General features: G+C 52.4%; 12 protein-coding genes and 1 other RNA gene. 10 read left to right on the top strand and 3 right to left on the bottom strand.

Annotated elements, in window-relative coordinates:
- The first annotated feature begins 126 nt into the window (after positions 1-126).
- The 9 genes from CCB157_RS00240 to smpB all read left to right on the top strand — a co-directional run bounded on the left by CCB157_RS00240 (position 127) and on the right by smpB (position 10484).
- Complete coding sequence (locus CCB157_RS00240; protein WP_077613918.1) at positions 127-876, top strand: alpha/beta hydrolase; 750 nt, start codon at positions 127-129, stop codon at positions 874-876.
- A gap of 18 nt (positions 877-894) precedes the next feature.
- On the top strand, positions 895-3195 hold the full coding sequence (gene rnr / locus CCB157_RS00235) for a ribonuclease R (RefSeq protein ID WP_077613917.1): 2301 nt from the start codon (positions 895-897) through the stop codon (positions 3193-3195).
- A 353-nt stretch (positions 3196-3548) separates the two neighbouring features.
- Positions 3549-4052 carry a PTS sugar transporter subunit IIA gene (locus tag CCB157_RS00230; RefSeq protein ID WP_077613916.1) on the top strand — a complete coding sequence of 168 codons (504 nt, stop codon included), beginning with the start codon at positions 3549-3551 and terminating at the stop codon, positions 4050-4052.
- 54 nt (positions 4053-4106) lie between these two features.
- Positions 4107-5519: a PTS system trehalose-specific EIIBC component gene (gene treP / locus CCB157_RS00225; protein WP_077613915.1), complete on the top strand. Its 1413-nt coding sequence runs from the start codon at positions 4107-4109 to the stop codon at positions 5517-5519.
- A gap of 296 nt (positions 5520-5815) precedes the next feature.
- Positions 5816-7486, top strand: coding sequence for an alpha,alpha-phosphotrehalase (gene treC, locus CCB157_RS00220; protein WP_077613914.1), 1671 nt, complete (start codon positions 5816-5818; stop codon positions 7484-7486).
- Positions 7487-7743: 257 nt separating this feature from the next.
- Positions 7744-8499, top strand: coding sequence for a trehalose operon repressor (treR, locus tag CCB157_RS00215; RefSeq protein WP_077613913.1), 756 nt, complete (start codon positions 7744-7746; stop codon positions 8497-8499).
- A gap of 133 nt (positions 8500-8632) precedes the next feature.
- On the top strand, positions 8633-9508 hold the full coding sequence (locus tag CCB157_RS00210; RefSeq protein ID WP_077613912.1) for a Cof-type HAD-IIB family hydrolase: 876 nt from the start codon (positions 8633-8635) through the stop codon (positions 9506-9508).
- 91 nt (positions 9509-9599) lie between these two features.
- The gene (locus tag CCB157_RS00205; protein WP_077614059.1) at positions 9600-9899 is read left to right on the top strand and encodes a Dabb family protein; all 300 of its coding nucleotides are present in this window, start codon (positions 9600-9602) and stop codon (positions 9897-9899) included.
- A 117-nt stretch (positions 9900-10016) separates the two neighbouring features.
- Positions 10017-10484 (top strand): SsrA-binding protein SmpB, encoded by a 468-nt coding sequence (gene smpB, locus CCB157_RS00200; protein ID WP_238594538.1) that lies wholly within the window; start codon positions 10017-10019, stop codon positions 10482-10484.
- Positions 10485-10517: 33 nt separating this feature from the next.
- Here smpB and CCB157_RS00195 read toward each other — a convergent pair whose 3' ends face one another.
- Together CCB157_RS00195 and CCB157_RS00190 are read right to left on the bottom strand one after the other, a co-directional pair.
- The gene (locus CCB157_RS00195; protein WP_077613910.1) at positions 10518-10721 is read right to left on the bottom strand and encodes a hypothetical protein; all 204 of its coding nucleotides are present in this window, start codon (positions 10719-10721) and stop codon (positions 10518-10520) included.
- Between the two features lie 59 nt (positions 10722-10780).
- Positions 10781-11536, bottom strand: coding sequence for a DUF5694 domain-containing protein (locus tag CCB157_RS00190; protein ID WP_077613909.1), 756 nt, complete (start codon positions 11534-11536; stop codon positions 10781-10783).
- A 566-nt stretch (positions 11537-12102) separates the two neighbouring features.
- Between CCB157_RS00190 and ssrA the strand changes: the two genes are divergently transcribed.
- Positions 12103-12460: a transfer-messenger RNA gene (ssrA, locus tag CCB157_RS00185) on the top strand.
- 86 nt (positions 12461-12546) lie between these two features.
- On the opposite strand, the gene CCB157_RS00180 is transcribed toward ssrA, so the two are convergent.
- Positions 12547-13075: IS3 family transposase (locus CCB157_RS00180; protein WP_143286856.1), on the bottom strand; the 529-nt coding region annotated here is incomplete at its 5' end.

Genomic DNA, 13075 nt, shown 5'->3' with positions numbered 1-13075 from the left:
GTGTTAAAATAAGGTCGGAATCGCGCAGCACCCTTCAAGGTGCTGTTTTCTTTTGTCACGCGCTTAAGTTCATGAAACGGCAAAAGGCATAAGACTGAATGGTTGGATGATAAGGAGAGAAGCACAGTGAAAATCGTACCGCCGAAACCTTTTACTTTTAAAGCAGGCAAACGCGCCGTCCTGCTTTTGCACGGCTTTACCGGAAACTCTTCCGACGTGCGCATGCTCGGGCGTTTTTTGGAGAAGAAAGGCTACACGTGCCACGCGCCCCATTATAAAGGTCACGGCGTGCCGCCAGAAGAGCTGTTGAACACCGGGCCGGATGACTGGTGGCAAGACGTGCTGGACGCCTACCATTTTCTGAAAGATTTGGGTTATGATGAAATCGCGGTGTGCGGTTTATCCCTTGGAGGGGTATTTTCGCTCAAACTTGGCTACACTTTACCAGTAAAAGGCATTGTACCGATGTGCGCGCCGGCGACCGCCAAAACGCGGGAAAAAATTTATGCGGGCGTTTTAAAATACGCGCGGGAATGGAAACAATTAGAAGGAAAAAACCCCGAACAAGTCGAAAAGGAAATGCAAGTGTTCTATGACGCGCCGATGGATTCCATCGTCAAAGTGAGCCCGCTCATTGAAGACGTGCGGCGCCATCTGGATCTCATTTACGCGCCGATCTTCGTCGTTCAAGCGCGCCACGATGAAATGATCGATCCCAACAGCGCCAATATCATTTACAATGAAGTGCAGTCCGTCGACAAAAGACTCAAGTTCTACGAAAACTCAACACACGTGATTACGCTGGGAGCCGAAAAAGAAACGCTGCATCAAGACATCTACGAATTTCTTGAAAGCTTGGATTGGTCGGTCTCCTGAGCGAATGGAGGTATGGCTTTGGATGAAGTGCTGAAGGAACGGCTATTGACATACATGAAGGAGGAAGCGTATAAACCGCTGACGCTGTCGGAGTTGGAGGAGTATTTTCAAATCAAGGATGCGGATGAATACAAGCAATTGGTCCGGACGCTGAACGCGTTGGAGGAGGAAGGCCTGGTCGTCCGCACGCGCAGCAACCGTTACGGCGTCCCCGAGAAGATGAACTTGGTCAGGGGCAAAATTCAAGGGCACGCCAAAGGTTTCGCGTTTCTCATCCCGGACGATCCCGGGGCGAGCGACGTCTATATCGCTCAAGGGGATTTAAACGGGGCGATGCACAACGACCGCGTGCTCGTGCGCCTGTCCCAGCGTTCTCACGGCGAACGCCCGGAAGGCGTCGTCATCCGCATCTTGGAACGGGGAACGAAGACGCTCGTCGGCACGTATCAAGACCGGAAGCATTTCGGCCTCGTCATTCCGGATGACCCAAGGATTCCCGATGACGTCTTGATTCCCAAAGAAGCGGGAGGCGGAGCGGTCGATGGCCATAAAGTCGTCGTTGAATTGACGAAATATCCCGAAGGACGGAAAAGCGCCGAAGGCCGGGTCGTCAAGATTCTCGGCCATAAAAACGATCCGGGTGTCGATATTTTATCGATTATTTACAAACACGGCATTCCGCTGGAATTTCCCGAGGACGTCCTGAAAGAGGCCGCGGCCATTCCCGATGAAATCGATCCGGAGGAATTGGAGGGGCGCCGCGACTTGCGCGACGAGATGATCGTGACGATCGACGGGGCGGATGCGAAAGACTTGGACGATGCCGTCAACGTCAAAAAGCTTCCGAACGGCAACTATTTGCTCGGCGTCCACATCGCCGATGTCAGTTATTACGTCAAAGAAGGTTCCGCCCTTGATCGCGAAGCGTTCGAGAGAGGAACGAGCGTCTATCTCGTCGACCGCGTCATTCCGATGTTGCCCCATCGGTTGTCAAACGGGATTTGCAGCCTCAACCCCAAAGTGGATCGGTTGACGATCACATGTGAAATGGAAATTACGCCGGACGGCAAGATTATCGACCATGACATCTTTCCGAGCGTCATCCGGACGACGGAGCGGATGACCTATACGGACGTCCGCAAGATTCTTTTGCGCGAAGACGAAGCCGTCCTCGAACGGTACAAAGATCTCGTCCCCTTTTTCAATCTCATGGGGGAACTCGCCAATATTTTGACCGAAAAGCGCCGCCGGCGCGGGGCGATTGATTTCGACCTCGCGGAGGCGAAAATCATCGTTGACGATGACGGGCATCCGCTCGATGTCGTCGTCCGCGAGCGGTCGGTGGCGGAGCGGTTGATCGAGGAATTCATGCTCGCCGCCAACGAAACGGTCGCCGAACATTTTCATTGGCTCGATCTGCCTTTCATCTACCGCGTTCACGAAGATCCGGACCCTGACAAGCTCAAGCGGTTTTACGACTTTGCCGTCAACCTCGGTTACGTGCTGAAGGGAAGTCTCGATTCCATCCATCCGCGCACGTTGCAAACCCTTTTGGAGGAAGTGCGCGGAGAACCCGAGGAAGCCGTCATAAGCACGATGATGCTGCGCTCCATGCAGCAGGCGAAGTACCATCACCAAAGCCTCGGGCATTTCGGACTGGCGACGGATTTTTATACCCACTTCACGTCGCCGATTCGCCGTTATCCCGACTTGATCGTCCATCGGCTCATCCGCAAATACCTCTTTGAAAAGCGGACGGACCGGAAAACGCGCGCGCATTGGGCGAGCCTCTTGCCCGAGATCGCCAAGCATTCGTCGGACATGGAGCGCCGGGCCGTTGACGCCGAGCGGGAAACGGACGATCTGAAAAAAGCCGAGTTTATGCAGGATAAAATCGGCGAAACGTTTGATGGCGTGATCAGCGGGGTGACCAATTTCGGGCTGTTCGTCGAACTGCCGAATACCATCGAAGGGCTCGTGCACATCAGCTACCTCGTCGACGATTATTATTCTTATCATGAAGAGCACATGGCGCTCATCGGCGAGCGGACGGGGAACGTTTTCCGCATCGGCGATGAGATTACCGTTCGCGTCATCGGAGTGAATCTCGAAGAACGCTCCATCGACTTTGAAATCGTCGGCATGAAAAAGCGGAAGCGGCGCCGGAAAGACCGGCCGAAGGTGATCGCCGGCCCGGAAAGACGCCAAGGTTCCGCCGGCCGCGCGCCCAAACGCGCCAAACGGCCCAAAAGCCAAATGCCGAAAAGCGGCAACAAAACCAAATCCGGAAATCGGAAAAAACCGAAGCGGAAAAGATAGCGCACCGCGTCAATGAAAAGGGGGAAGATCGTTGAACGATCTTCTCTTTTTTTTGCCGCTATGCCCGCGGCAGTGCTTTCCCAGTAATCCGGCAGGGTAGCGGACATCGGCGGGATACGGCGAGCGTTGCGGGCTCCGCGTTTTGAATCGAGGGCGCACGAGGCGCATGCGCCGTCGGCCGCTGTCAGACGGTTCGCCCCGGCAGGATATGCGGAGTGATCGTTTTGAAAATGTTTTCAAGAAGCTATTGACAAACCTGTATATACAAATTACAATAGCGTTGAAAACATGTATATACAAATTTATGGTTTCACGCCAAATGAAAGCGTTGTATTATTGGAGGATTTATAAAAATGTTTAAAAAACTCTTCGGCAGCAAGAAAAACAAACCGATGGAAGAAGAGATTTACGCCCCGATTTCCGGAAAGGTGATCGCGATCGAGCAAGTTCCCGATCCGACCTTTTCCGAAAAAATGATGGGAGACGGAATCGCCATTGAGCCCGCTGACGGCACGGTCGTCTCGCCCATGGACGGGGAAGTCGTTCAAGTGTTTCCGACGAAACACGCCGTCGGATTGAAGGGCCGATCGGGTCTGGAGCTCCTCATTCACATCGGTCTGGAAACCGTTTCGATGAACGGCGAAGGATTTCAGGCCGCCGTCAAGGCGGGCGACCGGGTGAAAAAAGGGCAAACGCTCATCCGTTTCGATCTCGATCTCGTCAAGCAAAAGGCGGCCAGCTCGGTCATTCCACTCGTCGTGACGAACATGAATGCGGTCCAAACCGTTGAAAAGACGACAGATTCGACGGCGACCGCCGGGGAGACGCGACTGATGGCGATAAAAATGAAGGGTTGAAAGATTCAGGAAACATGATTTTACAATCAAAACGATTGCAAGGGAGAGAGAAACATGGCGATTTCAAGGGAATCCGTTGAAAAAATCGTCGAAGCCGTCGGCGGCAAAGACAACATTGCCGCCGCGACGCACTGCGTCACGCGGTTGCGCTTTGCCCTAAAAGATGAAAGCAAGGTCGATAAGGAAAAACTTGAAAGCATCGATCTCGTCAAAGGTTCGTTTTCCGCGAACGGACAATTTCAAGTCGTCATCGGTCAAGGCACGGTCGACAAAGTGTACGACCTGATGGTCGATATCACCGGCATCGACCGAGCGACGAAACAAGAGATCAAGGATGAAGCGGCGAAAAAGTTGAATCCGCTTCAACGGGCGGTCAAAACGCTCGCCGACATCTTCATTCCGATTTTGCCGGCGATCGTCACCGCGGGTCTCTTGCTGGGCCTGAACAACTTGCTCACCGGGAAAGGCATTTTCTATGACGGCAAATCGTTCATCGAGGTCCACAAACAATGGGCGGATCTCGCGAACATGATCAACTTGATCGCCAACACGGCGTTTACGTTCTTGCCGGCCCTCATCGGCTGGTCCGCGGTCAAGCGGTTCGGAGGCAATCCGCTCCTCGGCATCGTCCTCGGTTTGATGCTCGTGCACCCGGATTTGTTGAACGCTTGGGCTTACGGTGACGCATTGAAAAAACACGCCGTGCCGCAATGGAACCTGTTTGGCCTTCACATCAACAAAATCGGTTATCAAGGGCAAGTGCTGCCCGTGTTGATCTCGGCCTACGTCCTTGCCAAACAGGAAATTTGGCTTAAAAAGCGGATACCGGATTCGGTTCAGCTCTTGCTCGTCGCGCCGATCGCGCTTCTCGTGACCGGATTCATCGCCTTCATCATCATCGGCCCGGTGACCTTTGCAATCGGCAATGCGATTACGGATGCGGTCGTTTGGATTTTCCATCACTTCGGCTGGGTCGGCGGTTTGGTCTATGGCGGCATTTACGCGCTGCTCGTCGTCACCGGCATGCATCACACCTTCCTCGCCGTCGACTTGCAGCTGATCGGCAGCACCGGCGGCACGTATCTGTGGCCGATTCTCGTCATGTCGAACATCGCGCAAGGCTCGGCGGCGCTCGCCATGCTGTTCCTCGCGCGGGATAAAAACGTCAAAGGGATGGCCGGGACCTCGGCGATTTCCGCTTATCTCGGCATCACCGAACCCGCGATGTTCGGCGTCAACCTGCGGTATCGCTACCCGTTTGTGGCCGCGCTGACCGGCTCGGCGATCGCGGGTATGGTGCTGGCGATGAATCACGTGAAGGCGCCGTCCATCGGGGTCGGCGGGCTGCCCGGATTTTTATCGATCTTCCCGCAATATTGGGGCGTCTTCTTCCTCGGCATGGCGTTGGCCATCATCATTCCGTTCGCGCTCACCGCGCTGTTCGCGTTGACGAAAAAACAAAAATAATCGGCTGGGGGGTACCGGCTTCGCCGGACCCCCATGCCCTTTTTTGCGAATGAGAGAATCGCAAAGGCGCTGCGGCCGCTCATGAGGGGCTTGGCCGCCTGAGAACATTGGCGGTTGCCGCGTGCATGGTCGCGTCCACATCCCAACAAAAAGCGGCGCGATTTTCGCCGCTTGAGGCTTTTTTACCGCGCGGGCGCGAACCATGCGGAACAGCGCGCCCGGATGCGGCCCAGACAAAACGCTCATGAGCGCCGGACGTGAGCAAATAAAGATAACGAATATGGGTGGTGGAAGTTTTGAAGGAACCATGGTGGAAGAAAGCGGTTGTCTATCAAATTTATCCGAAAAGCTTTAAGGACACGACGGGGGACGGCATCGGCGATCTCCCCGGCATTATAGAAAAACTCGATTATTTGAAAAAGCTCGGCGTGGATGTCATCTGGCTCACGCCCATCTATAAATCGCCGCAACGCGACAACGGCTACGACATCAGCGATTATTACGCGATCGATGAACGGTATGGAACGATGGACGATTTCGACCGGCTCGTCGCGGAAGCCCACGCGCGCGGCATCCGCATCATCATGGACATCGTCGTCAACCATACGTCGACCGAACACGAATGGTTCAAACAAGCGCGCTCGTCGAAGGACAATCCCTACCGCCAGTTTTACATCTGGAAGGATCCCGTAAACGGTCGTGAGCCGAACAATTGGGAATCCAAGTTCGGCGGGTCAGCTTGGGCGTACGACGAACGGACCGGACAATACTATCTCCATTTGTTCGATGTCACCCAGGCCGATTTGAATTGGGAAAACCCGGCGGTTCGCGAAAAGGTTTATGAGATGATGCGGTTTTGGCTGAAAAAAGGCGTGGACGGTTTCCGCCTGGACGTCATCAACTTGATCTCAAAGGATCAACGGTTCCCGAATGACGAGGATGGGGACGGGCGCCGCTTTTACACGGACGGGCCGCGCATTCATGAGTTTCTTCACGAAATGAACCAAGCCGTGTTCGCCGGCCATGATCTTTTGACGGTTGGCGAGATGTCTTCGACGTCGATCGAACATTGCATTCGTTATACGAATCCCGAACGAGAAGAATTGAACATGACCTTTAATTTTCATCATTTGAAAGTGGATTATCCGAACGGGGAAAAGTGGGCATTGGCCGATTTCGATTTCCTCGAATTAAAACGCATCTTATCGGAATGGCAGACCAAAATGCACGAAGGCGGCGGTTGGAACGCGCTGTTTTGGTGCAACCACGACCAGCCCCGCGTCGTCTCCCGCTACGGCGATGACGGCCGCTACCGCAAGGAATCGGCGAAAATGCTCGCGACCGCCATCCATATGATGCAAGGTACGCCCTATATTTATCAAGGCGAAGAGATCGGCATGACCAACCCGCACTTTGACCGGCTCGAAGATTATCGCGACGTCGAATCGCTCAATATGTATAAAATTTTAAGGGAAAAAGGAAAAAGCCACGAGGAAACGATGGCGATTTTGAAACAAAAATCGCGCGACAATTCGCGGACCCCGATGCAGTGGGACGATACGGAGCACGCCGGCTTTACGGCGGGAACGCCGTGGATCGACGTCGCCCAGAATTTTAAGGAAATCAACGTCAAAGAAGCGCTTGCCGATCCGGATTCTGTTTTTTATCATTATCAAAAGTTGATCCGCTTGCGGAAGACTTATGATATCATTACGTACGGAAGCTATGAATTGATCTTGCCGGACGATCCGCAGATTTTTGCCTACGTCCGCCACGGCAACGATGAAAAGCTGCTCGTCGTCAACAACTTTTATGGAGAATCGGCCGAATTCCGTCTCCCGCCTGATTTGGGCTGGACGGATTACCGGGCCGAGCTGTTGTTGACCAATTATCCGGATGCACCGGACGACTATCGGGCTTTCACCCTCCGGCCTTACGAATCCGTCGTTTATCACTTGAAAAAGTAGCCGGCCTTGCATGGCGCCGTTTAGGAGGTCTGGGCTTTCTGGACGGCGCTTTCTGAATTCTTCTGTTCATCGGTCCGATCGTGTTGCGGCCGGATTTCGAGGAATCGGCAAAGAGCGGTTCAAGCGGAAGCGATGCCGGGCTCCAATGCCCGGTTTTGGCCGCATCGCCGCTCTTTGCGCGAAGTTCGTCGCGGGAAAATTCAAACCGTCGTTCTGATGGGCGGCCGAGTCATGGTAAAATATTAATGGTGGTAGCCATGGTAAACAATAAATTCCTCGTCATATACGGCGATCTCGCCGAAAAAATTCAAAGCGGCCGGTTTCCCGCTTATTCCCTGCTGCCGTCCGAGCATGAATTGGCCGCCCGCTACGGCGTTTCCCGCGAGACGATTCGCAAGGCGTTGAACATGCTCGCACAAGACGGGTACATCCAGAAGGTCCGCGGAAAAGGCTCGATCGTTCTGGATGTCGCCCGTTTTAATTTCCCGGTTTCCGGACTCGTCAGTTTCAAGGAATTGGCCGAACGTTCGGGGAAAAAATGGAAGACGATTGTTTATGAATTAATCTTGCAAAAACCCGACCATTTGATGAAAAACTTGTTGCAGATCACCGGCAATGAAGACGTGTGGAAAGTCGTGCGATCCCGGGAATTGGACGGCGAGCGCATCATCTTGGACATCGATTTCATAAAGAGATCGCGGGTGCCGACGCTGACGAAAGAGATTTGCGAAAACTCGCTCTACGAATATTTCGAGAACGACTTGGGGCTCGTCATCAGCTTCGCCAAAAAAGAGATTACCGTGGAAGAGGTGACGGCGGCCGATCGGGCATATCTCGATTTAAAGGGAACCGATCACGTCGTCGTCGTAAAAAACTTCGTGCATCTCGATGATGCGACGCTGATCCAATATACGGAATCGCGGCACCGATTGGACAAATTCCGCTTCGTCGATTTCGCCCGCAGGCAAAAGTCCGTGAACGGGCTGCTGGCGGGCGTCCGGAGCGGGAAATGATGGAACAGGGGCCCATATAACGTTGCCGATTTTTGGCGGCCCGTCCGTCACCAATCCATCGTTTTTGCATTGTGACAGCGGCTTGCACGAACGAAGGCGGCATCCATCATCAGGCGGGGAGAGATTTTCAAACATGATCAAACTGATCGCAACGGACATGGATGGCACCCTTTTGGGGGCGGATCACGAAGTCAGCGCGGAAAATGTTAAGGCGCTTCGCTTTGCGCTGTCCCGGGGCGTGGAAATCGCGATCGCGAGCGGACGGGTGCACTATGAAATCGCCCCGTGGATGAAGCGGCTCGGATTGCCCGTCTCGATCATCGGAACGAACGGGGCGACCGTACACGACAAAAGCGGAACGCTCATCCATTCGGCGAGCTTAAAGAAGGCGATATTGCTGCCGATATTGGAAGAACTGGAAGCGCGGCGCCTGTATTTTACCGTTTTTACTGAGAAAACCGTCTATGCCCATGCGCACGGCGTCGCGTGGCTCGAAGAAGAAATTCGCGATATGGACGCGGAAAACTTGCGCAAGATCCAAGACTTGCTCAGCTGGCTGACGCCGAAAACTTTTTCGGAAAAGAGGTTACCGATCCTCCAAAGCGCGGCGGAAGCCGAAGCGATTGAAGAAGAGGTTTATAAATGTTTCGTGTTTTCGTATCGCGAGGATAAGCTTCGCAGCGCGCGCGAGGCCATCGCGGATGAACATCTTCACATCGCATCGAGCGGACGCGGCAATTTCGAGGTGATGGATAAAGACGCCTCGAAGGGCAAGGGCTTGGAACGCTTGGCGAAAGCCTTGGACATTCCGCTTGCTGAAACGATGGCGATCGGCGATAACCAAAATGATTTGTCCATGTTGGAAACGGCCGGCATCGGCGTCGCGATGGGCAACGCGGATGAAGCCATCAAGCGGCGCTGCCGAATGGTGACCGCGACCAATGTCGAACACGGCGTAGCCCGGGCGATATACCGGGCATTGGGCGCTGAAGAGGAAGTCGGCCTTTAAACAGTCCATGCCGCCGTCCTGGCTGGCGCGGCTTTTTTAAGGAACGTTGGCGCTGCGGCCGAAAAACCGAATCGGAAGGGAAGATGAACGGATGATTGAACATATCGTGCTTTTTAAATTCAGCGAAAAGACGACGAAAGAACAAAAAGAAGAGGGAATGCGCAGGCTGCGGGAACTGAAGAAGCTTTTACCCGGCATCGTTGATTTGCAAACCGGCTTCAATTTCACCCAAAGGAGCAAAGGCTACGAAATCGGCCTCGTCGTCCGTTTTGCCACGAAAGCGGATTTTGAACATTACGGCCCGTCGCCCGAACATCAAGCGGTGGTGGCCTATTTGAAAGAAATCGGCTTGGAAGATACGCTGGCGCTCGATTTTGAAATCGCCGGCTGACTGGAATGGAACGCGGGCGGGTGCCCCGGACCGGGATGCGGGACGGACGGATTGCCCGCCTTCCATTTATGCATGTATAATTATCTCTACGACACATTGAAAAAAGGAGGGATCGCCGTGACGGATCATGTGAAATTGATTGCGGAAAACCGCCGTGCCCGCCATGATTACTTCATTGAAGACACCTACGAAGCCGGTCTCGTCTTGAAAGGCACCGAGATCAAATCGATTCGAAAGGGTTCGGTCAACTTTAAAGACGCGTTCGCCCGCGTCGAGAACGGCGAGGTGTTTCTCTATAACATGCATATCGCCCCATATGAGCAGGGCAACCGTTTTAACCACGATCCGCTCCGGACGCGCAAGCTTTTGCTGCATAAAAAAGAAATCGTCAAGTTGATCGGCAAGACGAAAGAGGCCGGCTATACCATCATACCGCTCAAGCTTTATATTAAAGGCGGTTTCGCCAAAATGCTGATCGGCCTCGCCAAAGGTAAGAAGATATACGACAAACGCGAAACGATGCGGAAGAAAACGATGGAGCGGCAAATCCAAAAGGCGTTGCGCCGCGCGGAGAAAAGCATGTAGCGCGGCGAAAGGTGAACGGGACGAAAGGAGCTTTCACGGCCTGCGGTCCGCTCCATCCGTCACTTTAAAATATTTATGCGGCGTATCTCGCTTGCGGTTGAGGGATATCCTCCAAATGAGAAGGGCATTCCATTCAATATAGATCGGGTGTGCCTTGTAGCGCCTTTTTGTTTTTGACGAACGATCGATAATTGAATGAATTCCAATCGCCTTTGGGAAAGGTTTGTCCGCTTTCATTCTCCCCATACCATCCCGCATCGGGCTTATCGGTAATCGTCTTGAAGCCGCCACCCTTTTTATAAATAATCTTCCACCTTTTCTACATGGAACAAGCCGCTTTCAAGGAAAAACCGATCCAACAGATATTTGTGCCCGGCTCCGTAAATGACGAGGATGCGTTCACGGGGCGTCTCGATTAAACGGGTCGTGTTCGCATAAATGATGAGGTTGCGGCGGTACCAGTAGTTGGCCAGCCAGTCAATCCCGACATAGTAATCGTCGGTCGCCACCCGCGCGACATATTTAATGTATTGTTGATGATCTTTCCGAGCTTCGCTTTGGCTGTTTTTATAAAGCAGAAATTCCCGAAGCGTACACGAATTTAGGAGCTGTTGGTACTTTTCGTTTGCGCTCTTGCCTTCGACTGTCATTTCTTCAAATACGTCCGGTTGCTCTTCTTTGGCAAAGTCATACACATACCCGAGCGGCACCCCTCCGACCGGGCGATTCCAATCGACGGCATAAATAGACGAGTGGCCCATTTCTTTCGCGATGCGAAAGCCGAGCTGTTCAATTTCATCGTTCTCCAGCTCTGAATGTCCGTCCAAAAAGCGTTTGTATTTTTGCTGCAAAAGGTCGGCGCGCATCCGATCATATTCGACCGCGACTTTCGTCGGCCGGAATGCGGTTAAACGATCGACCACCTCGCGGATTTCCCGTTGTTTTTTCGCTTCTTGGATGTTTCCTGCGTCCAGTTGATGCACATCCCGTTTCCCCCGGCTCATATGGTACGTTCCGAGGACTAATATGTGCGGTTGCGTTTGAACGGCCATACGAATCCCCCTCTTTATGGACTGAAAATTATATATTTATTTTAACTCATAAACCCAACGGTTCAATTGCCGGGTTCGGTTTCGTCCCGTTTTTCATTTCGTCTCATCGCCCATCGACCGCCCGCCGCCCATCATCGTAGGCACTCCGAATAGTAACCGAAAATTGCCGTGGATAATGGCGATGGGGCGTTTCCACGTGTTCCGTCCGATCCCGGCTTGGATGAGGCAACCGCCGGAAACGAACGTGAGAAACGGCGCCCCCCTTTTTATAGCGGCGCTTCAGGTTTCTGGACAATGGAAAGCCTCTGTCTTATAATAAGTTTCCCGAAAGTTTCCGAGCGGTTTTTTGCTCTGAAACAGCCTTTCGGCGAAAGGCGTTTTTGTCTTTTCGCAAGTGGGTCATGGAAGAGCCTCCATCCCGTTCGGCAAACATTTAGTGGGAGTCGTCAGAACCGCTTTCGATTTGATTGGGAAATTGTTGTTCCTTGATTATGTTTGCAGTGTTTGTTATACTAATGGCGTGACGTGAATAGAGAAGGAAACCCAACCATCGCATATTTCATCATGGGGACGATCCGGATTCGACAGAGATAGGTCGGGTTTAAGCTGCGAGCCGAGGGCGGCGGCCTCGTAAAAACGCCAAAGCCAATAACTGGCAAAGAAAACAACAACCTCGCTCTTGCTGCCTAAGTCAGCGAGCGGTCCCTCCCTCCATCGCCCGCGTGGTAGGGTCAGGGACTCACTCTAGCGGGATACGCCCCAAGTTCGCCGCCTGAGAACGAGGGGAAGAGACCGATCAGGCTAGCGGCACTGGTGCCCGTCGGCAGGCCAACGTGTCCGCGAAGCGCAATATGCCGACTACGCTCGTAGATGCTTAAACCACGTTATCTCTGGACGTGGGTTCGACTCCCACCGTCTCCACCATACATATAAGCTTGATGTAAGAAATAAAGGACTCGCCCGAAATGAACTTACCCCTGTCAAGTAGACAGTAAATAAAAAGGATCTTATTAAGCAGCTGTAGTCAGATATTCTCTAGGACTACAGCTGTTTAATTTCGTTTGGATCCGTTCATTGTTGTAGAATTCTATATATTGTATAACGGCTTGCTTCATTTCTTCAGCTGTTTTAAATTGATGCATATAGATACATTCTGTCTTTAAATGGCTAAAAAAGTTTTCCATACAAGCATTATCTAAACAATTCCCTTTTCTAGACATACTAGCCCTTATATTGTATTGTTTAAGTAGTCCGTGATATTGTCTGGATGTGTACTGAAATCCTTGGTCACTATGGAGAAGGATTCCAGACACATCTTTTTTTCGTTTTATCGCTAACTTCACGGTATCGATGACGAGCCTAACATCATTTCGATGACTGATTTGATAAGCGACAATCTCGTTGTTATATAAGTCTTTAATGGCGGATAAATATAATCGGATGCCATTGCTTTGAAGATACGTAATATCCGTCACCCACTTCTCATTTGGTCTTTTGGCTTGAAATTCTCGATTCAAATGGTTATCCGATACCACGTAT

The organism is Caenibacillus caldisaponilyticus, assembly GCF_002003465.1.
Lineage (GTDB): Bacteria > Bacillota > Bacilli > Bacillales > Sporolactobacillaceae > Caenibacillus > Caenibacillus caldisaponilyticus.
This window is presented reverse-complemented; position numbering and strand designations above follow the sequence as displayed.

Bases quoted from the DNA above. Each gene is read 5' to 3' on its own strand.
- treR (WP_077613913.1), top strand. From the start codon at position 7,744: ATGGTAAACAATAAATTCCTCGTCATATACGGCGATCTCGCCGAAAAA.
- CCB157_RS00230 (WP_077613916.1), top strand. From the start codon at position 3,549: ATGTTTAAAAAACTCTTCGGCAGCAAGAAAAACAAACCGATGGAAGAA.
- CCB157_RS00205 (WP_077614059.1), top strand. From the start codon at position 9,600: ATGATTGAACATATCGTGCTTTTTAAATTCAGCGAAAAGACGACGAAA.
- CCB157_RS00195 (WP_077613910.1), bottom strand. From the start codon at position 10,721: ATGAAAGCGGACAAACCTTTCCCAAAGGCGATTGGAATTCATTCAATT.
- CCB157_RS00210 (WP_077613912.1), top strand. From the start codon at position 8,633: ATGATCAAACTGATCGCAACGGACATGGATGGCACCCTTTTGGGGGCG.
- CCB157_RS00190 (WP_077613909.1), bottom strand. From the start codon at position 11,536: ATGGCCGTTCAAACGCAACCGCACATATTAGTCCTCGGAACGTACCAT.
- treP (WP_077613915.1), top strand. From the start codon at position 4,107: ATGGCGATTTCAAGGGAATCCGTTGAAAAAATCGTCGAAGCCGTCGGC.